The organism is Acinetobacter psychrotolerans (assembly GCF_048552595.1).
Lineage (GTDB): Bacteria > Pseudomonadota > Gammaproteobacteria > Pseudomonadales > Moraxellaceae > Acinetobacter.
On the sequence record NZ_JBIMDK010000005.1, the window covers coordinates 229943 to 253714 of the forward strand.

Sequence of the window (23772 nt, forward strand, 5' to 3'; positions counted from 1 at the left end):
GAGAATTTTATTTAGCTGTGACAGAGTACGCAAAAAGGATTTATAGCCAAGCATAATGCTGGCTAATAAGAAATAATTAAAAGAAATCAAGGAGACTATAATGCTCAAACGGGGCATAGGCTTAGGATTGTTATGTATTAGTGGTCACGCATTCAGTGCCAATATTACTGTGAATACAACAGAAGACGTGATAAAAGCTGATACTCAGTGTTCATTACGAGAAGCCGTCGAATATGTCAATCAGGGTATGCCAGAAGCGGGATACAATGGTTGTGGTGGTAAGGATTCAACGGCTAAAATTCTCCTTGAAGCAAATAAAGAATATGTCTTGAATAGTCAAATACGTATCTCAAAAGATATGGATTTTTCTTCTAGTTATGAGAAAGATGTCACTGACGTAGAAAATGTAGTCGGCAAAAAAAATGCAATTATTAGCATGTCCGGCAAAGATCGTTTATTTCATATCGAAAAAATTATTGATTCGAGTGTGACGACTACTCCTGCGATGCTGAGCGTTTCTTTCACTGAAATCACGATGAAAGGCTGTGGTCAGTCGGTGTGTGCAGATCAAGGTGGTCTGATCTATAACACAGAGTCACTGGTTATCATCAATGGACAGCTTCTTAATGGCATCGCACGTCAAGGTGGTGCAATTTATAATGCAGGTGCCTATGAGGCTAATAAAGTATTAAGCTCTGTTCTGATTAGTAGTACCTTGATTAAAGGCAATAAAGCTGAACAAGGTGCTGCGGTTTATACTGAAATTCCTTCATATCTGATTCAGCAATCCGTTATTCGAGATAATGAAGTGGTTGGCTTGAATGGTTCTGTCCTTGAAAGTCGTGATCAATATTCTGAAGAAGTCTTGAAAACATTCGGCTCAGTAGCGCCTTTTGGTGTAATTAATAGTACGATTTTTAATAACAAAGGTTATGTCGTTAAAATTTTTGACGCAATGCAAGTCAATAATGTCACTATGATTCTCAATACCTTGGGACTTATTGTGAATGCACCATATAAAAAAGGTTATGTCGCAAACAGTATTGTCGCTAAAAATGGTACTCAAGATTGTACGATTGAAGCAGGTGGCGAAGCGATGCAAATTAGTAACAACCTATATTCTTCTGGGTGTGGCGGATTTAAATCGACAGCATTGGGTAATATACAATTAATTGCAGGCGCAACGACTGAAGGTAAATGTGATTATAGCACTGGTGGTATTTTATGCCCATTTGCTGAAGTCTCTTCACTTTCATTGGGGTATTTCTTACCAAGAATATTACCTAGTTACAATACTGCTGCGGATTCACCAATTATTAATCAGGGTATATCTACTCAAGATGAACTCGCTCTTTCATGTGCTTCAGCAGATCAAAGAACAAAGAAGAGAGATGCAAATATAGAGTTATGTGATCGTGGTGCGATCGAACTGGTTGTTGATACTTCAAATATATCGACGGTTGGTCAAGACATTTTATATGATCAAACAGCTGAGTTTTCAATTGCAGAATATTTACAAGATGGTGAATTGGTTAGCGCAGAACAATGTAAAAAAATCTTCAATCGTGATTTAGATGAAAATGGAAAGCCGTGGAAAATAGGCTGTTTGAAAATCACTCAAACCAATACGCCATCAAAAGGAACAATGACGATTAGCCAAGATGGAACATTGGTTTATACACCAAATAGTCATTGGCAAGGTTCTGATGAGTTTAAAATTAATGTTGTAGCATCTACAACCAGTTTTAATAAATCTGATAATCCTTATATTTCAATTCCTGCACGTATTGTACAAAGAAAACCTGATGATTTTAAAAATGATAAAGTCAAAGTTTCTGGTGGTAGTTTTGGGTTTTTATCTTTCATCGGACTCATTGGATTAGTGGGTTACCGCCGTACGAAATATAAGTAAAAGGGATTGGGTATGAAAAACTATAAAAAAGGACTTTTGACACTTACTGTCTTGGCGGCAATGTCACTTATGGCAGCTGAAGATCGTACTATTTATGTCACGACTTTGGCTGATGAAGATGGTGAAAATGCTGAAAAATGTTCATTGCGTGAAGCTTTAAAAGCAGCATCTATGCATAAAGCATATGGTGGTTGTAGTGCTGGACAATTATATTCAACAATGCCGAATATTATTCAGTTAGAAGCAGGAACTTACTTATTAACCAAAGAGTTAAGGCCTAACTCTAATGTTGTTATTATTGGGAAAGAGTCGGCAGATTACTCGCGTCCAGATGCGCTGACAAATAACTATCCAGCGGCTCTACCATTAAAAACCACAATTTCTGGTCAAGGTACATCACGTATTTTTAATACTATTTATGAAAATAAACCAAGTTTGAGTTTGCAAGATGTCATTTTGGTTGATGGTTCAAGTTTCAGTGATAGTAATAATAATGTGGGTGGTGCAATTTATGCAGGTGGTGCTGTTACTTTAAATAATGTTTCTATTTTGAATGCAAAAGCAAAAGTAGGTGGTGCTGTATTTTTAAATGATGTAACGAGTACATTGAAGATCAATTTTGGTGTATTCGAGTCAAATCAGGCAGATCAAGGCAGTGTTTTAGGAATGTCATGTTCCGATAATTTACTGTTCACTTCACGCAGTATAGATATCAATACAGCCAGCTTTATTAAAAATGGATCAGCGAATAGCTCGAGTGTTTTTAATTTTTGTGGTCAGCCTACCGCTACATTTACGGCAAATACGATTACGCAAAACATTGCAAATCCGAATACAGGAAGTGTTGTACAATTTAGTGCGGTAACGCCTCAAGGAAAAGTGAATTTCAGTGATAAATCAAGCTTAATTTTGCTGAGCAATACGATTGTTAAAAATGACGCTTGGGCAACTTTGTTATATGGTTTTTATGGTGTAAAAGTTTTAACGAATAATATTTTGGCTTATAATGCTGGAAAATCGTGTCGCTATGCTGATGGTGATGTGAGTAAAGTTGAAAAGTCAGGTCTCGCATTAAATGCGAATGCATTGACGCTTACAGCAGGAAATGATCAATGTGAAATTGCGGAAATATTAATCAAAGATAAGAAAGATAACTCTTTAGATGTTAGTAATATTAATTTTTCAACAATTTTAACGGATTTAGAAGCATCAAGTGAATCGACTAGCTTCATGCCGATGTATTTCCCGAAAGACTTAGGTACGGATCAAGACTTGGTTGATTTTGGTTTATCAGGCTGTAGTACGAGCGACCAAAGGGGTGTAACACGTATTATTGCAGCCAATTCAAATGGTGAAAATGAAAAAGCCAATACCTGTGACATAGGCTCTACAGAAGTATTGAGACTCACAGCGAATAATTTAAGTGCAACGAATACTTCAATTGTTGATGCACTTACATCATTTCAAACTGAATTAGATAATTATAATCGATTGATTGCAGATAAAACGACCAATCAAGACTATATTCCCTTCTATAAAATTCAAGCTGATAAGTATAGTACTTTAGTGAAGTACACTAAATTAGATCAAAAGTATCGCACCATTTTTGTTGATCCTTTCGCGACAAGTTTACCCGCTGAGATTGTTACAAAAGATGCCGCAGGTAATAATGTTCGAATAGTCAAACATATGAGTGTAGATAATTATGATGTTGAGGTAAAAGCGCTTGGTATTGGGCTTCTAAATAGTAAAAATGAGTTTGAAGGTAAAGAAGATCCTGAGTTGAACTGTGAATGGAATTCGAATTTAAATAAAATCATGATATGGCGTACGAATGATAATGTCACTCCATCAGGTGACAGTGAATTCTGTAGTTATAAATTAATATTGAAGTCTGACAAAACGATAGTATCTTCAGCTTATGTTATTGGCAATTTTATTAATATTGCTCCAATAGTAAAAGATACAACATTAAATATTGCTTATGGATCTACAAATACTTTGGACGTGGATTTACTGCAATATGCAAATGATGATGGGGATGGTAATACAGGTGCTTTAACAAATCCGAATAAGCCTAAATTCTATGTAGATGCTAAAGGTGTAGAGTTACCAATCCGTATTGCGAGTAATATTGACCCTGTGGTGATTACGGCTGATCGTAGTGGCCCTTGCCCTGGTTCAGATAGTAAATTTACTTGTTACGGTGGTAAAGTCCATATTCAACTGAGAAGTACTTTAGATCCATTTAGCTATAAATTCACCTACTATGTTTATGATGCCGATGGTTTAATTTCTAATGCTGCAACTGCTCGATTAGAAAATTCAGGTACAGCAAAAGACAGTACACGTGTAAGTGGTGGTGGTTCTATGGGGTGGATGAGTTTAGTAGGTCTATTCGGTTTATTGGGGTATCGCCGATATCAAAATAAGAAGCTTAAATAAATCTCAACCTCTCTATAAGCACTATTTCATGACCAAAAGCCAGTTTTAGAACTGGCTTTTTTCATGGTGATTTTATTTTAGGTACGTTCTAGATTATGTATATTTTTTGCTATTTATATAGGATTTGTGCAGGAATTATATTATAAGTTTGAATAGCTATTGTTTTGTTTAATATCGCCCTTAAATCATGGGTTAACCTTTGGATGAATGCTTCATTTTTAAATGATATGAAACAATTTACTGTATTACCTCCAATTGATCAGATGAGTTTTATTTCTGAAGAATTAATTTCAATTAAACGTAATGATCTAGTGCCCTTATTAGATAATCAAACACGACTCAATTTATATGCAGATCAATTAATTCAGGCTCAATCTGTGTTGTTGAGTGGCATAGACACAAATTTAACGCAAAATTTGAATCAAATCATTGTTAAAATTATTGAGCAATTGTCTTCATCTAAGAAAAAACTTGATCAGCGTAAATTTAATGCGCTGCAAAAATGGTTAGGATTAGATTTAGAGTTTAGTGCGGGTCAAGTCAAATATATGTATGATTTAAATTATTTGATAGATGAGGCTAAACAGCTTAGTCGACGACTGCACATTGAAATTCAAAAATCGGAGTCACGTTTTCAGCAAGCGACGGGTTTGCGTACACAGATGGCAAAACATATCCGTGCAGCAGAAGAGTTCTTATACGAATACCCGAGTTTTGTACAAAATAGACATCCGCTAGATAATTTTGCAGATCGTTTATCTAAAAAAATTAATTCATTACAGACCTTACAAACCAGTAATGATATTGCTTTAGCTCAAATGCAACTGACTCAACAACTTTCGTTGGCTTTACTAGATCGTTTTAATGAAGCACAGCAAGTGTTGATTCCTGCTTGGCAATATCATCTGAAGCAAAGTAGTGCACAAAATTCGTTGAAGTCGACTGAAGATTTAGATAAAAGTCGTGATAAATTGATTCAATCACTAAAGAAATCATTAGAAAATAAATAGGGTATAGATATGAGCGATTCAAATTTACCACTCATCAAAACAGTTTCCGATGAACCACTAGAGTTACAGAAATTTGAACAATTGAATTTAAAAGAAATTGGGCTAAATGTTGAGGATTTCAATGAAGTTGTCAATGCACATAAAGACTTAGCCAATATTAATCATACTGCTGTTGCAGAGTATGGTAAAAATATTGCGGCTAAAACAGCAAGTTACACAGATGAGTTGTTAGATTTAGTCAAAAATAAAGATCTAGATGTTACGGGGCAAAAGTTGAATGAAGTTGTTCAAGTTGCTCAACAGTTGAATACTTCAAGTATTTTGAATAAATCTAAAAGCTCTGGGTTTATTGGTAATATTTTAAATAAATTCAAAGGTGCGAAACAGAGTTTTGATCAGCATTTTAATACCACAAAAGAGCAAATTGATGGTTTAGTAAAGGAAATTGAGATCTCGCAAACGGGTCTGAAAGCACGTGTTGAAGTTTTAGATCGTATGTTTAATGGCGTTCAAGATGAGTATCGTCAGCTTGGGATTTACATTGCAGCTGGTAAAATTAAGCAGCAAGAAGTACAACAAAATATTGTGACATTATCGGCACTTGAACAAAATCCGCAAACCAATCAAAAAGTTTATGACTTGAATCATTTAGCCAATAATTTAGAAAAACGTGTCAGTGATTTACAAGTTTTACAGCAATCTGCAATGCAAACTTTACCGATGATTCGTATTATCCAATCGAATAATATGATGTTGGTTGATAAGTTTTATGCAATTAAAAACATCACTTTACCTGCATGGAAAAATCAAATCAGTTTGGCAATTTCCTTACATGAACAGCGAAATAGTGTGCAACTTGCCAATACCATTGATGATGCAACCAATGATTTGTTAAAGCGAAATGCAGATTTATTACATCAAAATTCGGTAGATACCGCAAAAGCCAATCAGCGTTCTGTGATCGACATTGAAACTCTTGAACATGTGCAAAATACGCTGATTAAAACGGTCAATGATGTGATTCAAATTCAAAAAGAGGGTATGCAAAAACGTGAAGAGGCTTCGACTCGGATTAAAGCTTTGCAATCGAATTTGCAACAACTTGTACTAGATACCAGTGTAAATAAACAGTAGCACTATTCATTCTATACATTAAAGGTATGAACGATTGAATCAACAAGATCAATATCCAGTCAAGATTGAGCAGATTGAGCAAGGTCTGCTTGTATTACAGCGTAGGCAGCGAAATCTTGCTGTTTTGGCACTCGTCATTTCCACTATTGGTATTAGCAGTTTAGTCTCTGTTTTTTTTCAGCAAAATTTAGTGTTTCATTTGTTTGGTATTTCGCAACAGGTTCAACAGTTGCACATTCCATTTATGATTGATGAACAATTTAGAGAGTATATTCATCAGCCAAATTATTTAGCGAATGCATTTTCATGGTTCGGTTGGTTGTTACTCAAAGTTATTGTTTCATTTGTTGGTGCATTTTTTGTTGTTGGATTACTCAAAAAAATTAAGTTTTTTAAGATTAGATTACAGTCATTTTTACTTAAATTTGTTGCATGGATTGTGGTCTTTATCGTGTTCTGGTCAGGTCTAAGCTATATTCAACATGACTTGAATGAGGATGAATATTCTGAATTTAAAGCTTTTGTTCATTACGATAAAAGTATTCAACAGAGTGAAATTTATCAATATCTACAAAAAACTGATATTGCAGAGCCTGTTCAAGATTATCTATTGGCTCAAACAGCGTTGATGCATAAACCCGCTGATCTTGTGGTTGGGAAAGCGTATACCGATAAATTAATTAAAGCTGAAAATACAGATTCACATTTTTCACAATATGGATTTAAGCCTGAGCAACTTTGGACGATACAGCATCAAGTTTTTAATCAAGCAGTTTCTCCAATTGCTAAGAGTGTTGAATTGAAAGTTGTACGTGCAAACTTTTGGTCAAATATTGTTGAGAAGGCTTTGTGGGGAATTACGGTGATTACTTTATTGCTGGGTTTTATCATTTATCTTTTGTCGCAACGGATTGGAAAGCGCTTGCAACGTATTGGGGGGAGTTTAAAGTAGCTTGAGTATAAAAATAAATTGCCAATTTTTGAATTTATATACTTACTTAAAGATAGCTCCTTTCTTTTATGGAAATAACCATGAAAGGAGCATCATATATAACATTAAAATTCTCTCACATAAAAATTCTTCTAAATCTAAGCAAGTTCTTTGCTCCGCTCTAAAATGAGATCTTTCAGTTCTAAAGTATCAAAGGTTTTGTCCCAAATTTCACCATCCACAATATAAAAAGGTGTTGGATGTGTACCAAAACTTTTTACATATTGCGTGATTTCAGCTTGTCGGTCACTAATTTCTTTATGCGGAATTGAACGTAAAACTTTCGAACCATCTAAGCCCATTCCTTCGATAATATTTTTCAGCACTTCAGGATTGGCAATATCTTTACCATGCGCAAATAAAGCATGGAAAATAGCTTGCGTTAAAGCATATTGATCAAAGGCATTGTCGAGTGCCAATATAGCTTGATGTGCTAAACGGCTATTTGGCATACGTTTCATATGCTCAATATCGACCGTTAAATCTTGACTATAAGCTGCAAATTTTGCCATATCCAGTTTACGATTTGCTTCTTTTGTTCCATATTTTTCAGTCAAATATTGATAAACATTAAGACCTTCTTCTGGAATTTCAGGTAAAACTTGCACTGGTAATAATTCGATTTTTTTCGCAGTTGGTTGATTCCAATGTTGTTTTAGTTTTTCAAAAGCAACATAACTCATTGGATAAACGATATCGAATACAAATGCTATTTTCATTGTTCTACCTCACTTTATTGCAATCATTTATTTTGTTGAATCGGTTGTAAATAATAAGTTGCATATAGCAAACTTATTCACGAAGAACACATTGCGTGTATTTAGAATAGAACTTTGCTTATGGTTTGCGCATATTTTTTTGTGGCATGATGGTCGCAGAATTATTATTTTTTATCAGCGGTTAATCTAATCTTAAGGTTAATAAATACAAGAATCTTCATTGAATTTATGTAGAATATCCCGATAGATAATAGGTCATTTAAAGATTGGTAATAGGTAAAAAATCAGCAGCGTTGTTTTAAAATGGTCGATATTTCTTTAAATCTAAAAAAACGATCATTTTTATAAAAACAAACTGTTTTACCTATTTTTTGAATTACCGTACTATACAGTTATTGAATGAAATTAACTCCCTTGGAGATCGTTAGCATGTTAGATACAAATACTTCTGCACAATTAAAAACTTTATTAGAACGCCTTGAAAGCCCTATTGAAATCGTGGCATCTTTAAATGGTTCTGATAAGTCAGACAAAATTAAAGAATTAGTGACTGAAGTTGCTGCTCTTTCTGACCAAGTGTCTGCACGTTTTGATGGCCAAAATGATCGTAAACCAAGTTTCGGTATTGCAAAAGTTGGTGAGCAACCACGTGTGTTCTTTGCAGGTTTACCGATGGGGCATGAGTTCACATCACTGATTCTTGCATTATTACAAGTATCTGGTTATGCACCAAAAGTTTCTGATGAGCTTTTGGCTCAAATTAAAGCTTTAAACTTAACAGCAAACTTTGATGTTTTTGTTTCATTAAGCTGCCATAACTGTCCAGATGTTGTGCAAGCATTGAATTTAATTGCAATCAACAACCCTGGGACAACTGCAACCATGATCGATGGTGCATTCTTCCAAGATGAAGTTGAAGAACGCAAAATTTTAGCTGTACCTATGGTTTTCCAAAATGGCGAACATATTGGTCAAGGTCGTATGACTTTGGAAGAAATTGTTGCGAAATTGGACAGTGGTGCTGCGGCTAAAGATGCTGAAAAGCTGAATGCTAAAGACGCGTTTGATGTATTGGTGATTGGTGGTGGGCCTGCTGGTGCAACATCTGCGGTTTATGCTGCACGTAAAGGGATTCGCACAGGTATTGTTTCTGAGCGCTTCGGTGGTCAGGTCATGGACACCATGGATATTGAAAACTTTATCTCAGTACAGAAAACACAAGGTCCTAAGTTTGGTTCAGATATGGAAGCCCATGTACGTGAGTACGGTGTGGACATTATGAACTTACAAAAAGTGAAAAACATTGTTGGTGCAGACCAAACGGCCAATGGTTTAGTTGAAATTGAACTTGAAAATGGTGCAAAACTTGAATCAAAAACCGTGATTTTATCGACAGGTGCGCGTTGGAGAGAAATGAATGTACCTGGTGAAAAAGAGTATAAAACGCGTGGTGTTGCGTATTGTCCGCACTGTGACGGCCCTTTATTCAAAGGAAAACGTGTTGCAGTGATTGGTGGTGGTAACTCTGGTGTAGAAGCAGCAATTGATCTTGCTGGTATTGTAGAGCATGTGACCTTGGTAGAATTTGATACTAAATTACGTGCGGATCAGGTACTTCAAGACAAATTGAATAGCTTGCCAAATACCACTGTGATTTTGAATGCACTTTCGACTGAAGTTATTGGCGATGGTTCTATTGTTACGGGTTTGAAATATAAAGACCGTGCAACTGATATTGAGCATACCATTGAGCTTGCAGGGATCTTTGTACAGATTGGTTTATTGCCAAACACGGACTTTTTGAAAGGAACAGCAGTTGAACTTTCAAATCGTAATGAAATTGTGGTGAATGATCGCAATGAAACCAATGTAAAAGGTGTATTTGCTGCAGGTGATTGTACCACTGTACCCTACAAGCAGATCATCATTGCGGCGGGTGAGGGTGCAAAAGCATCATTATCTGCATTCGATTATATTATCCGTTCAGGACAATAATCGTTAAAACTGTTTCAAGGTAACAGTGGTTAAAAGTAATAATAAATAAGTCAGCGTATCTATTGATGTGCTGACTTATGCTAAATTTTTAAAGTAAATTTACCCTTTATAGGAATTGAGTTGCTAACAGCTCAGTTCCTTTTTTTTGTGAATTTATTCTAAAGTTGATGTATAAAGTACAGCGTTAATCTATACAGCTTCGTCATTAACATTATCTGATACTCATTTTATGGTTAATAGTGTTGAACAATGGAACAAAATAATTTACAGGCTCGTTTTCATAAACGTACATAAAAAACCGATCTATTAAAACTGAGATAATAAAAAGCCACGAGCTCCCCAATGCACGTGGCTTTTTTTCCTTTTATATTATTATTTTACCCTTGGTTAGAGTTGAGTCTTTATCGCTCAATCTCTTTTATTTATTGTTGTTATCTAAGCATATGGTTAATTTTAATTAAGCAAAAAGTATTCCAATATTCGACTTTATCGATCATTCATCTTTATTAACCAAATAAACAAAGGTAGTGAAAACGATTTAATAATTGTTCCTTGTTTTCTATGTGCTTCGGATCTTGGACAATACATTCAATCGGGCAAACATCGACACAGGTCTGACGCTCATAAAAACCAACACACTCGGTACAGCGCTCAGTATTAATTTCATAAAACTTTTCACCTTCAAAAATTGCCTGATTTGGACATTCTGCAAGACACATATCACAGTTAATACATTGATCTGTAATGAGTAAAGCCATTAAAACTCGCCTTTTAAATTGCCTGATATGCTAATGATGTTGCTGAAATATCAACAGTGGATGTCGGTAGATTACGGATCAACAATGCATATTGCATATTTACATCCGCAGGAATAGGAATTTGTACAATATGCCCAGAACCCTTAGCTTCTGTGATTGAAAGACCTTTTTTATCCAAAATTTCATCAAGAATGAAAGAGATATTTCCAGATGTTGTCATAAGTTCCAGTGAATCACCCACCACAAAGCGATTCTTGACATCAATTTTGATGTAATTGTCATGACGCTCTAAAACTTCACCGACAAATTGTTGATGTTCAAACCTTGATGAACCTGTTTCATAATTCTGATAGTCAGTATGAACATGGCGGCGCAGAAAACCTTCGGTATAACCACGATTTGCTAAACCTTCAAGTTGCAACATTAACGAAGCATCAAAAGCTTTGCCTTGCAGTGCATCATCTATCGCTTTACGGTAAATTTGTGCTGTTCTGGCGCAATAAAAGTAAGATTTGGTGCGTCCTTCAATTTTTAGAGAATGAAGACCCATTCGGGTTAAGCGACCTACATGCTGCACGGCGCGTAAATCTTTGGAATTCATGAAGTAAGTCCCATGTTCGTCTTCTTCCGCAGCAAACATGTCTTCTTCATTGCGCTGTAATAAAACCGGTTCGCCATATTGATGTTGTTGTATGGCATGTTGCTCGTCGGCATCTTTATGGTTGCAGCAGTCTGATGTTGTCTCCAGTAGTGTGACTGGAATGACATCCCCTAAGACATCTTCTGCCGCTTCGTGAATTTTATATTCCCAGCGACAAGCATTGGTGCAAGCGCCTTGATTTGCATCACGTTTATTCATATAGCCTGAAAGTAAGCAACGACCGGAATAAGCCATGCAAAGCGCACCGTGTACAAAAACTTCAATTTCCATATCTGGTACGTTTTGCTTAATTTCCTCAATTTCTTCAATAGATAATTCACGTGACAAAATAACACGTGTCAGTCCCATATTTTTCCAAAACTTAACCGTTGCCCAGTTCACTGCATTGGCTTGTACAGACAGGTGTATAGATTGGTCTGGAAAATGTTCCCGAACCATCATGATTAAGCCAGGATCAGACATAATAAGGGCATCGGGTTGCATAGCAACGACGGGAGTAAGGTCACGAATGAAACTTTTTAATTTGCTGTTATGTGGCTGAATATTCACAACAACGTAGAATTTTTTGCCTAAAGCATGCGCTTCAGAAATGCCAATTTTTAAATGATCATGATCAAATTCATTGTTACGAACACGTAAACTATAGCGTGGCTGACCTGCATACACAGCATCTGCACCATAAGCAAAGGCGTAGCGCATGTTTTTCAGTGAACCTGCAGGAGAGAGTAGTTCGGTAATGTGTGAGATGCTCATACAATTAAAGGCATACAAAAAATATGGCTTTATTGTAGGTTGTTAAAAATAACTTTCAACCTAGTAAATAAGTCAGGATTATCAAAAAATGAATTCATTAATATTTAAAAATGAGTAATATTTCGAAGAATAATTAAAATAATGTGCTATTGGTCAATAATTTTTAGAGCTTTTATGATGGTGTGATGAAAATATAAGAGCTAGAAATTTTTATTTGAATCCATCAAAAGTCTGTTTATTGGACAAAACCATTAAAAATACATCAAAATATTTTTAAAGAAAAATTAAAAATAGGCATCATTAGCATAAAAAAGCATCAGCTCATATACCATCGATATCGTTATTTTAGTCAGATTATGGGCTATTATAATTTGAGTTAGCTAAATATTAATAGTTATCTGTAACTACTTTAACTTAGAAATATCTTTATATTGCTTGATCAATGCAAAGAGCATCAAGCATATTTTCTATTGATAAAAGTTATTCCGTTGCTTCAAGTTTTTTCACAATCTGACAATCATCAATCGTGGTATTTGAAGAGCAGGATTGGCGTAATTCATACAATTGTGATTTAAAATTCTGTAATTCTTGAATACGGCTTTCCACATGCTGAATATGTTCTTCAATCAATTGGTCAATTACTTTACAACCTTGTTTAGGTTGTTGAATCTGCGCCAAGAGCTGAGTGATTTCATTTAAGGTCATGTCCAAAGCACGACAGCGTTTAATAAAAATCAGGCGTTTTAATGTTTCATCATCATAATATTTATAATTATTATCAGCTCGATAGCAGGATTTAATGAGCTGTTTTTTCTCATAAAAACGAATGGTATCTGTTGGAAGTTGTGTCCGCTTTGCTAAATCACTGATTAAATATTGCTGCATAGTTTTCTTCCCAAATTTTAAACTAAAGGCTTGACCTTGGAGTAAGTCCATAGTTTTAAATACAAGTATAGATGATTTTTTTTATCAATGTGAGTACCTTTTGAGTTTCTCCTGAATAGCGAAATTCTAAGGTTGGATAAAAAATCAGTCAGATCCTATTTAACTAAAGGGGGAAGCGTAATGGCATGTAGTTGTAGTCATGAACCTGCACCACAAAAACCGAACAGTAAATTTAGAACAGCATTGTGGATTGCATTATTCATTAACCTTGCCATGTTTTTTGTCGAGTTGATTGGTGGAGCGTATGCACATTCGTCGGCATTGTGGGCAGATTCTTTAGATTTCTTTGGTGATGCTGTTAATTACGGTATTTCACTTGCGGTTCTCGGTGCGAGTTTGTATTGGCGAGCGACAGTGGCGTTGGTGAAAGGTCTAACCATGGCGCTGTTTGGTTTTGTAGTGATTGGTAAAACGATATATGCCTATATGCAGGGAATTCCACCCGAGGCAATGACCATGGGCTTTATTGGTGTGTTGGCTTTAATAGCCAACATCATTGCAGCTTTGGTTCTTTATGCCTTCCGTGATGGTGATTCTAATATGCAATCTGTATGGCTATGCAGTCGTAATGATGCGATTGGGAATGTCGCCGTGATTCTTGCTGCTGTGGGTGTATTTGGTACAGGAAGTTTATTACCCGATATTCTTGTTGCGGTCATTATGGCAACTTTAGGTTTAACAGGTGGTTATCAGGTGATTCAAAAAGCATTGCAGGAACGGAAAGAGACTAAAACTGTGAGTGCTTAATGGTTGTTTTGAATGGTGTTTTTAATTGATTTTAAACCTTTAAGTTTTTTTTTATGTAGTATTTAAATAAGTTGAACCGTTAATTTAAATAAAACTCCATTAATTTGATCTTATCATTTTAATGGAGTTATTTGTTTTTATCATCAGTCATGCTTCACGCTCGATATTTTAAGTTAATTTCAATCAAATTTTTTGTGACATCGAAATCACTATTGTCCATATTGTGATAATAATCGAGTAAAACTATACCTAGACGTGCAGGGTGTTTAGGCAAACTTTCTAAGATAATCATCAATGCTTTATTCATCACAGGATAGGACGTTAATCCATTTCCCCATGCTAAATCATAGGGTGTTTCTGTCTCAGAATGGGTTTGAATACAGTTATAACTGATATACAAAGTATCATTGATCGTTGATGCCGCTTCATCAATCATTTTTTTTATGCTATGTATTTGTTTTGCAGTTTCTGTATGACTGTGCTGTGGAAGTATACGAAAATCTTGGTCTAAATGATTTGCATATTGGTTATGTTCAGATTGACAAGGAATGCCAATATCACTGATTGTAGGGCAGTGATTGAAGAATACAATTTTGCCTTTCAGTTCATGCAATGTTGTGTTTATATCACCTTGATAATAATAAGATTTATCGCCATCTATAAGGAATTTTTCTAAGTGATGCATAAAATTACGTTTAAAATTTAAAAACTTAGTTTCTCTTTGCATAATTTGAATACAAATCACTTCTGTTGGATGACGCAATAAGAAGTTTTTACACGTTAAAAGAACTTGTTCGAAGTTGATTTGGCAATGATAGCGATCATGAATCACACTCAAAGAATAATCTTCAGGATCAGTACAAGCCAATTGAATGTCTAGAAAACGAATACCGTCATGTAGTTGTTCACGTAAACTATAATTTTGATGTTTGATATGATTCATGGAATCGCCAAAATTATATGTGGCTGAACAATGTGTTCCTGGAATGGTTATTTCACTTAATTTAAGATTAGGATCTAGATGTCTCATCCAATCATGCCTAGCAACACTATAAGCATGTTTATTTATTACAAGATTCATCACAAAACTCGACGTCATGTTTGAGTCTAAAATATAAGCAGATTTGAGAATAATTCATATCACTAAAAATAAGTAAAATTTAAATAAAAAACCGAGTGAAATACTAGGATTTTAATAAAAAACAAAGGTATATGTGGTTTTTTGATCAACTGAAATTGAGCTAATAATGTGATTGTAATCACTTTTTGGTGGCTTGCATCATGCGCAAAAGCCACCGTTTGAAGCGGAAATAAAAATGAATCAACAGGCTTTATTTGCGAGTTTTAAAGTCGAAAATAGACAACTAGCTTCTGATTATATAAATTATTGAATCAAAGCATTTAAATTGAGTTTTTAATCAAAAATTTTATGAATGGCTTGGAAAGGTAAGGTCACTACATCGAAAGCAACAGCAAATGGGAATAGCATGACTTTATCCGCAGTTTTACTGCCTGCTTTTGAATAATCCTTAACGTGTTCATTGGTATAAATCGTCACGCTATAAGGTTTGCTCAATGCTTTAAGTGAAGCGCTATTGGTTGCTGTTGGATAAATTAAGCCAGACAAAGCTATATTGAAACAAAAGCGCTGTGCTTTTAAACGATGGTCACTTGACGTAGTACATTCTTCTGCGCCATTTTCTATGAAAAACTCACGATCTTGTTTGGTAACATCTTCGGAAAGTTTGACGTATCTGAGTGGAAGTGTGCCAGAGAATTGACCATCATTTTTTTCAGAATAAAAAGTCAGTGCTTTTTCAATTTGGATCAGTTTAGGGTCTAGCCCTGTAATCACTTTAGCGAAGCGAGTGCCACCACTGGTTAGTACATAACTATTTTTTTGACCAACAATCACAATGCTGTCTGCAGGTAATGTGGAAACGGCTTGTGCAGGTTTACCAAAAGCCACTACCGTATCATTCACTAATACCGATTGAACCGTACGTGTACGCACGCCATCATCTTTATCTAAAAGTGTTGCAGTAGCACAACCCGATAAAATTGCGGCAGATGAAAGTGATGCGATGAAACAAGTTTTCTTATAAAATTTATACATTTATTTTACTCAGTGTTAAAACGATATAGTTATAGCATGCTCAATTTAGCACCGTAAGTATGTAATCTACCAAATCTCAGTGAAGTTGTTCAGTTCAGAATATCTGATAATGTAGTATTTTATACTCAAAATAGCCTAATTCAATTCATCTAGTTTTAAAAAATAGTCTCTTTTAAATGCATGATCTTGGGGAATGCTTTGTAAGAATAATAAAGCGGCTTCATTGGAACAGTCTTCTCTTAAACATCTTTCAATGAATGTGATATCCACAAATTGATCTGCAATACCTGCTCGACCTACATCTAAAAAGAAAATTTCATCTTTATTATTCAGGAAGATATTGCTGTCTGTGATGTCACCATGAGAAAAAACAAAATCTTCAGGAAATTTATTCTGATTTAAATATTCAATCAATTGTACTTGTGATTGAAATTTTCCCCAGACGTGTACATCAATATCATCTCGGTCAATATCGTCAAGCAAATCATGGTCGATAAAAAATTGTGATTCTTGTAGTCGATAATCAATATTCGAGAGGAAAGGACAATCTTGTATAGCAATAGATTGTAGTTGTTGTAAGGTATTTTGATAAATTGAAATGAGCTCTTTTCCATCAAACTTCAAATTAGCGATAGCTGTCGCATCGACTGCTTTCGTGATCATATATTCATTTTCATGATCTTTACTGATGCAGACCACTTCAGGAACATTCAATTTTCCTGCGAGCCAATTTAATATTTGAGCTTCACGGAGGGTACTATAGGTTGTATTTGAATAAATCAATGCCGTCATTTTTAAATAGAATAGTTCACCGTTTTTAGAAAATGAGTAGACATCAGAAGGTGATTGTCCAATTTTATTGGCGACTAGTGGATTGTTATTGATGAACTGTAAAATGGCGGATGGAAGTGGAGGCATGTTTAATCATCTCATTAAAAATAGTCGCTATGAAATATTCGGTGATTCATTCCGTCATGAGTCGGATTTTTACAGTGATTTGCAAAGTTTTTCCGAATTTAGATTGTAATTTTACGCCAAGATTCTTAGAATTGCTCGCTTGTCTGCGCGATCATCGGAACTGAGCCTTGAGTAATTTTCTAACCGAACACCTGATACATCGTGATGGTGATTTTATGGTGATTCATAAGCCTGCGGGCATACTCACAGTTCCAGGAAAAACTGAAGATTTACAAGATTGTGTGATTAACAGATTACTTAAAATTGAACCTAAAACGTTACTTATTCACCGTTTAGACCGTGATACTTCAGGTATTTTGGTATTTGGCTTAAGTAAATGGGGACAAAAAAGTATTTCTCGCCAGTTTCAAGAACGTCAAACCGCTAAAACATATCAAGCTATTGTCGCAGGAACTTTACACGGTGAAGGTACTGTTGACGTGCCTGTTATTTATGATCCTGAGCATCCGCCATTACATATTGCAGATCCAGAACATAACAAGCCAGCTTTGACGCATTGGAAAGCCATCGAACATTTTCAAATACAAGATCAGTCTGTAACACGTGTTGAATTGACACCGGTTACAGGGCGGTCACATCAGCTACGTGTGCATATGCAATATTTAGGTCATCCAATTATTGGCGATACTTTATATGCAACAGCAGAACAGCAGCAGCTTATGCCACGGTTATGTTTGCATGCACAGCAACTGAGTTTTCATCATCCCCAAACAGAGGAGCTTGTACAATTTGATTGTCCAGTTCCATTCTAGTCAAAAAATTTAAACAGATATTGAAAAGCTCGAAATTTAGTGGGCTTTATGTCAAAAAGTATTGCGTAAAGGGTCTAAAATTTGTTCAAATATTCTCCTGATTTGAGCAAGCCTGTTTTAACCCGAACATGAGATAAAGGTAGAAAAAATTGCAACAATTTGCTATAGGTCAACGTTGGTTATCAGACACAGAAACTGAATTAGGTTTAGGTGTATTGATTGATTTCGATGAACGTTCAATCAGTATTCTCTTTCCAAAAAGTGACGAAACGCGTGTATATGCACGTAATAATGCGCCTTTATCTCGTATCGTTTTTAATGTAAATGATGAAGTTCAGGATCAAGAAGGTAGCAAATGGACTGTAGAATCATTTGATGACCGTCATGGTGTGATTCGTTATAACGTGATTCGTACACTTGAAAATGGTGAAAAAGAACGTAAAGCACTGAATGAAACACGTATTGGTGCGACCATTCAATTGTCTAAACCGTTAGAGCGTTTGCTTGCAAGCCAAATTGACTATAAAGAATGGTATGACTTGCGTATTGAAGCGATGCAAATGCAAGCCAATATGCAAACCTCTCCATTACGTGGTCTTGTTGGCGCACGTGTTGGTTTAATCCCGCATCAACTTTATATCGCACATGAAGTGGGTAAGCGTTTTGCTCCACGTGTTTTACTTGCCGATGAAGTGGGCTTAGGTAAAACCATTGAAGCAGGTTTGATCATTCACCAACAACTTAAAACGGGTCGTTCGGAACGTATTTTAATTCTCGTTCCAGATTCATTGCAGTATCAGTGGATGATTGAAATGCGTCGTCGTTTCAATTTGAATTTCTCATTGTTCGATTTAACTCGTACTGCTTCGATGAAAGAACACGATCCAGAGTTGAATCCATTCCTGACTGAACAATGCATTATCGCTTCTGTCGATTTAATGATTGACCATGATGATTTACGTGAACAAGCACTTGAAGCAGGATTCGATTTATTAGTCGTCGATGAAGCGCATCATTTGATGTGGAGCGAAGAAGACGGTGGTAATGACCGCTATGACCTTGTTGAAGAACTTGCAGAAAAAACAGAAGGTGTATTACTTCTTACTGCAACGCCTGAACAATTAGGTGTAGAAAGTCATTTCGCACGTTTACGTTTACTTGACCCACAACGTTTCAGTTCACTTGAACGCTTCTTGGATGAAGAAGTGCAATATCATCACACAGCTAAAATTGCTGAAGTGTTAATGTCTGATCTTCCTTTAGACGCTGAGCATTTAGCGGCTGTAGAAAAATTACTTGGTCATTCAATTGAAGACCAACCTGAACATCGTTTTCGTGCCATTCACGAATTATTAGATCGTCATGGTACAGGTCGTATTTTATTCCGTAATACTCGTGAAGCAATTCAAGGCTTCCCTGGTCGTGACTGTCAGCCAGCGGCTTTACCTGCACCAGAAAATTGGTCAAAAGATGGTAAATTACGTGAGCAAATGTGGCCAGAAGAAACGCAGCTCGATGGCGCATGGATGGAAGCAGATCCACGTGTTATGTGGTTAATGGAACGTCTTCGTACAGATTTAAAACATAAAAAAGTGTTGTTGATTGCACGTACTGGCCCAGTCGTTGAAGCGCTTGAAAGTGTATTGCGTATTCATGCAGGCATTCGTACCGCAATGTTCCATGAAGGCATGAGCTTATTGGAACGTGACCAAGCAGCAGCTTATTTCGCCGAAGACTCATATGGCGCACAAATTTTATTGTGTTCTGAGATTGGTTCAGAAGGACGTAATTTCCAGTTTGCATCAGATCTTGTATTGTTCGATTTACCTGCGAATCCGGATGTATTGGAACAGCGTATTGGTCGTTTAGACCGTATTGGTCAAGAAAACCGTATTCAAATTCATGTGCCTTATCTTGTTGGTACAGCACAAGAACGTATGTTCCGTTGGTATAATGAAGCGCTGAATATTTTCAGTAGTATTTCACCAACAGCACAGACACTACAAGAAAACTTTATTGTCGATCTTAAAGGTTGTTTGTTAGAGGATAAACCGCAAGAATTTGAAGAGTTGCTTGAAGCTGTAAATGTACAGCGTCAGTCACTTGAAAATGAATTACAAGAAGGTCGTGACCGTTTACTCGAATATAATTCATGTCGCCCGATCGTTGCACAAGAAATTGTGACGGCGCTTGAAGACTATGATGACAATACATTATTACCAATGTTTATGAAGCGCTTTATGGCGTCGACCAATATTGATTTTGATGAACAAAGTAATGGTACAGTCATTATTAAACCGACAGATCAAATGCAAGTTCAAGGCTTGGATATTGATGAAGAAGGGATGACAGCGACTTTCTACCGTGACCAAGCACAGATTCGTGAAGATGCACAATATTTAACATTAGAGCATCCATTTACAGAAAGTGTTATGGAAATTATCCGTACGCAATCGTTTGGTAGCACCAATGTTGCAATTTTAAAAACCAATGCTTTAAAACAAGGTTCTTTATTGTTAGAAGTATGGTTCAAAGTTGATGTGATTGCGCCAAAAGCATTGAACTTACCCTCAAGCTTACCAACACAGTTGATTCGTGTATTGTTAACGGAAACAGGGCAGGATATTACTGCAAAACTTGATCCTGAAATCATTAAGCCGTATATACACCATTTAGATAGCAACAGCTGCCGCCAAGTCGTAAAAGCGCGCCGTGAAGTGATTGAAGAGCGTTATGAGCAATCACTAGGTGTTGCTAAAGCTGCTTTACCGCAATTGATAGAACAGGCGAAAGAAATTTACGGCAGTAAATGGCAATATGAGATTGACCGTTTAACGTATTTGAAGCAATTTAATCCAAGTATTCGTGAAGACGAAATCACGCGCTTACAGAAATTCCAAAAAGAAGGTCTAGGCTTATTGGATGGTTTATCTGTAACACCTGAAGCAATCCAAGTGTTAGTCGTGGTTAAACCTTAATCCTTGTAGTCTTTACTTAGATTTCAAAAGCTCCTTGGGGAGCTTTTTTGTGACTAAATACAACGTATTGAGCATGTGATAGGTAGGCTATAGATCATGATCTACGCAATCTTAAATTTTCTAATCTGTAAATAAATTGTAATATTTACAGTGTTTTATCAAAAATTTAGGTTTGAATCATTTAAACAATAATATTGTCATGTTCTCAAACTATTCAAAATTAAGTTGATCAACTTTAAATCATACCTGCTTCTTTAAGTTCTAATTTGAGATAAGCATAGAAAATAGGCGCAACAATCAGACCTGCTAACCCAAAAATCGACTCAAATATAAGCATTGCTAATAAAACTTCCCAAGAGGCTGCATGAATTTTAGTACCAATGATTTTGGCATTCACAAAATACTCAAGCTTATGAATTAAAATTAAATAAATCAGTGCAATACCGGCTGTAGCTACAGAAATGGTTAAACCTGTAATGACAATAATAGTATTGGAAATTAAATTCCCTACAATTGGAATTAAGCCAAAAATAAAAGTAAGAATCACCAAAGTATTGGCAAAGGGTAGATGTATGCCAAAAATTGGCAGGATAATATGTGAAAAGACAAAGAACAATGCGGTATTAATCAACGAAATTTTAAATTGTGCAAAGACGACATTTTTGAAAGAAATTGATAGATTTTCAATTCGTTTCATCATCGCAGCTTTAAAAGCAGGATGATCGGGCGCTTTATGTAGACGATTTAAAGATACTAAAATCCCGACAATTGAACCAATTAACATGGTTGCAAGATTGTGAATAAAGTCTGTCCCTGTATGTTTCAGAGTTGATAAATTATCTTTCATTAAATCAAGAGTTTGGTCTTTAAGCTCTGGCAAGGTGTAAGGAATAAAACCTGGAATGTATTGGGCAATTTCCAACTGAAGGTTTTGCAAGGTTGAATCGATTTGTAGACTTAAAGCATTTATGCCTGAGCCTTGTACGTCTTGCTGCATAAAACTGATTAAACTGGTAATTGCAAAGGTAATCAATGCAACAATAATGATGCCTAATACAACACTAATGGTGAGTCGAGCGCGCTGACCGTCGACATATTTTTCAATGATATTGCCTAAACTGTTAATAATTTCGAAAATAACAAAACCAGAGAAAAAACTAGCAAGCAGATGCAGCGGAATGATCAGTACCAATCCTAAAAACATAAGTAAATAACTGGCTATGATGCTTTGTTTATTGTTAATCAGTTGCATTATCTGTCCTGTAAGGGAATCTGATAAAAATAGAGAGTGGATCTTATTGTAGGCTTGTTATATTAATTTGCTATTAACTTTTAAATAAGTTGAGTGGTTATTGGCAATAGATTTTTAACTTTCCAAAAAAAGAAGGATCGCATTCAATACTTCGGCAAAAGGGAATTTTGTAAAAGGTGATGGTGTGCAATATTTAGTTATATTCAATATTGAATGTAGTTGTTGCATAGACGCTGACGCTGGTTGTATTTGTAGCAGTTTTTTTGCAAAAATAATTTTAATCAAATTTTATTTACATTGAAAGCTTCCATTCCAAGCCTGTCTGCGAAAGGAAGCTGGAGTGACCAATATAGCTTTTAAATAAATATTAGTTTTAGTAAATTTATTATTTAGTTTAACTGTTTTATGGAATGTGAAAATTAAATAAGAGATAGTTTTTTAATTAAAATAATAAATAAAGATAATTTTTAATAATATTGTATTTTAAAAAATCACTAGTATTTTATTTGTAAATCATTAATCCGTATAATTAAAATTAAATAAATTTATCATTTGTTATAATACATAGGGTTTTATTTAATTTTTTGTTTAAATTTCACGTTAAATACTATTGGTATTAATATTAAATTAAGAGTTATATTGTTTTATCAGCAATAATGTTTATAAAAGTGAGTGAAAATACCTGATTTCAGTGATTGATAAAATTTTAAATAATGTAAAAATATTCTTTAAATAAGTGGGGTGGAATATGTTTAATATGAATTGTGTACTCCCAAAACCAGTATTAATATTGGAGGATGACCCATCAGTTCAAACCAGAATCCAAGATATTCTCATGCAGTTTGGTTATAAAATTCAGGAATTGAATTTTGCTCAAACGATAAAAATAGCTCAAGATATTTATGCAGAATATAAGCATCAGCTTGTATTGGTAGATTTAGGTTTGCAAGATGGTAATGGTGTTGATTTTATCCATTATTTGCGGACAGAAATGCAGGAAAAAGATATTCCTATTATGGTGGTATCGGCGTGGAATACTTCTGAGATGATTGTCAAAGCATTATCAGAAGGTGCATCTGGCTATGTACTTAAAGAACGTGATGATTTTGAATTGATGTTTGCAATTCGCAGTTTATTACGTGGTGGTGTAATCATAGAACCATTTGTTACCAATGAAGTTTTAAAAAATATGTATGTGGAAGGGAAGATTAAGCCTGATATCGTTGAGAATATTCCACAGTTAACATCTAATTTATCTAATCGTGAACTTGAAATTTTAAACTCAGTAGCTGCAGGTAATAGCAGTCGTGAAATTTCAGAATTATTAAATATTTCTAAATTTACAGTAGATTGTCATATTAAAAATATCTATCATAAATTATCTGTAAATTCGCGTACTAAAGCAATTAATGCTGCGAAAAAAAATGGTTTAATTAATTAGTTATAATTTTATAAACATTTCATTAAATAAAATATTATATAATAATTTTTATGGTTTAAGAATTTAAGAGTATTTTGAAAGCTAATAGGGCAGAGTAAAACTTGAAGTGCGACATAAACCACCTAATTAATTTAAAGGGTTTATGGAGTATATAAAATTGTCATACCATCATCTTAACTTTGAAG

18 protein-coding genes are annotated in these 23772 nt (G+C 35.1%); 10 read left to right on the top strand and 8 right to left on the bottom strand.

Features of this window, described 5'->3' with window-relative positions:
* The first annotated feature begins 100 nt into the window (after positions 1 to 100).
* From rbtA to ACG94X_RS06975, 5 genes are all read left to right on the top strand, one after another.
* A complete protein-coding gene (gene rbtA / locus ACG94X_RS06955) occupies positions 101 to 1912 on the top strand; it encodes a rhombotarget A (protein ID WP_419383009.1) in 1812 nt (603 codons plus the stop codon).
* Positions 1913 to 1924: 12 nt separating this feature from the next.
* Positions 1925 to 4357, top strand: a complete 2433-nt coding sequence (locus tag ACG94X_RS06960) for a CSLREA domain-containing protein (protein ID WP_419383010.1) — start codon at positions 1925 to 1927, stop codon at positions 4355 to 4357.
* A 227-nt stretch (positions 4358 to 4584) separates the two neighbouring features.
* Positions 4585 to 5367, top strand: a complete 783-nt coding sequence (locus tag ACG94X_RS06965; protein WP_419383033.1) for a tellurium resistance protein — start codon at positions 4585 to 4587, stop codon at positions 5365 to 5367.
* Between the two features lie 9 nt (positions 5368 to 5376).
* Complete coding sequence (locus tag ACG94X_RS06970; RefSeq protein ID WP_419383011.1) at positions 5377 to 6501, top strand: toxic anion resistance protein; 1125 nt, start codon at positions 5377 to 5379, stop codon at positions 6499 to 6501.
* Between the two features lie 34 nt (positions 6502 to 6535).
* Entirely contained in the window at positions 6536 to 7453 is a 918-nt protein-coding gene (locus ACG94X_RS06975) for a hypothetical protein (RefSeq protein WP_419383012.1), read from the top strand.
* Between the two features lie 137 nt (positions 7454 to 7590).
* Here the strand turns inward: ACG94X_RS06975 and ACG94X_RS06980 are convergent, their stop codons facing one another.
* Entirely contained in the window at positions 7591 to 8211 is a 621-nt protein-coding gene (locus tag ACG94X_RS06980; RefSeq protein WP_419383013.1) for a DsbA family oxidoreductase, read from the bottom strand.
* Between the two features lie 429 nt (positions 8212 to 8640).
* On the opposite strand from ACG94X_RS06980, the gene ahpF reads away from it, so the two are divergent.
* Positions 8641 to 10206 carry an alkyl hydroperoxide reductase subunit F gene (gene ahpF, locus ACG94X_RS06985; RefSeq protein WP_419383014.1) on the top strand — a complete coding sequence of 522 codons (1566 nt, stop codon included), beginning with the start codon at positions 8641 to 8643 and terminating at the stop codon, positions 10204 to 10206.
* 506 nt (positions 10207 to 10712) lie between these two features.
* Here ahpF and ACG94X_RS06990 read toward each other — a convergent pair.
* From ACG94X_RS06990 to ACG94X_RS07000, 3 genes are all read right to left on the bottom strand, one after another.
* Positions 10713 to 10964, bottom strand: coding sequence for a YfhL family 4Fe-4S dicluster ferredoxin (locus ACG94X_RS06990; RefSeq protein ID WP_419383015.1), 252 nt, complete (start codon positions 10962 to 10964; stop codon positions 10713 to 10715).
* Between the two features lie 13 nt (positions 10965 to 10977).
* Positions 10978 to 12378, bottom strand: a complete 1401-nt coding sequence (trhP, locus tag ACG94X_RS06995) for a prephenate-dependent tRNA uridine(34) hydroxylase TrhP (protein ID WP_419383016.1) — start codon at positions 12376 to 12378, stop codon at positions 10978 to 10980.
* 480 nt (positions 12379 to 12858) lie between these two features.
* Positions 12859 to 13263: a Cd(II)/Pb(II)-responsive transcriptional regulator gene (locus ACG94X_RS07000; protein ID WP_419383034.1), complete on the bottom strand. Its 405-nt coding sequence runs from the start codon at positions 13261 to 13263 to the stop codon at positions 12859 to 12861.
* 180 nt (positions 13264 to 13443) lie between these two features.
* Between ACG94X_RS07000 and ACG94X_RS07005 the strand changes: the two genes are divergently transcribed.
* Complete coding sequence (locus ACG94X_RS07005) at positions 13444 to 14070, top strand: cation efflux transmembrane domain-containing protein (protein WP_419383017.1); 627 nt, start codon at positions 13444 to 13446, stop codon at positions 14068 to 14070.
* A gap of 154 nt (positions 14071 to 14224) precedes the next feature.
* Here the strand turns inward: ACG94X_RS07005 and ACG94X_RS07010 are convergent, their stop codons facing one another.
* From ACG94X_RS07010 to ACG94X_RS07020, 3 genes are all read right to left on the bottom strand, one after another.
* Positions 14225 to 15169 carry a phosphatidylinositol-specific phospholipase C domain-containing protein gene (locus ACG94X_RS07010; RefSeq protein WP_419383018.1) on the bottom strand — a complete coding sequence of 315 codons (945 nt, stop codon included), beginning with the start codon at positions 15167 to 15169 and terminating at the stop codon, positions 14225 to 14227.
* Positions 15170 to 15484: 315 nt separating this feature from the next.
* Positions 15485 to 16186 (bottom strand): YidX family protein, encoded by a 702-nt coding sequence (locus ACG94X_RS07015; protein WP_419383019.1) that lies wholly within the window; start codon positions 16184 to 16186, stop codon positions 15485 to 15487.
* A gap of 135 nt (positions 16187 to 16321) precedes the next feature.
* Positions 16322 to 17104 (bottom strand): phosphotransferase, encoded by a 783-nt coding sequence (locus ACG94X_RS07020; RefSeq protein WP_419383020.1) that lies wholly within the window; start codon positions 17102 to 17104, stop codon positions 16322 to 16324.
* Positions 17105 to 17271: 167 nt separating this feature from the next.
* On the opposite strand from ACG94X_RS07020, the gene ACG94X_RS07025 reads away from it, so the two are divergent.
* The gene (locus ACG94X_RS07025) at positions 17272 to 17916 is read left to right on the top strand and encodes an RluA family pseudouridine synthase (RefSeq protein ID WP_419383021.1); all 645 of its coding nucleotides are present in this window, start codon (positions 17272 to 17274) and stop codon (positions 17914 to 17916) included.
* Between the two features lie 149 nt (positions 17917 to 18065).
* The gene (gene rapA, locus ACG94X_RS07030) at positions 18066 to 20894 is read left to right on the top strand and encodes an RNA polymerase-associated protein RapA (protein WP_419383022.1); all 2829 of its coding nucleotides are present in this window, start codon (positions 18066 to 18068) and stop codon (positions 20892 to 20894) included.
* Between the two features lie 235 nt (positions 20895 to 21129).
* Here rapA and ACG94X_RS07035 read toward each other — a convergent pair whose 3' ends face one another.
* Positions 21130 to 22146: an AI-2E family transporter gene (locus ACG94X_RS07035; RefSeq protein ID WP_419383023.1), complete on the bottom strand. Its 1017-nt coding sequence runs from the start codon at positions 22144 to 22146 to the stop codon at positions 21130 to 21132.
* 748 nt (positions 22147 to 22894) lie between these two features.
* Here ACG94X_RS07035 and ACG94X_RS07040 point away from each other — a divergent pair.
* Complete coding sequence (locus ACG94X_RS07040) at positions 22895 to 23587, top strand: response regulator transcription factor (protein ID WP_419383024.1); 693 nt, start codon at positions 22895 to 22897, stop codon at positions 23585 to 23587.
* Positions 23588 to 23772: the final 185 nt, after the last annotated feature.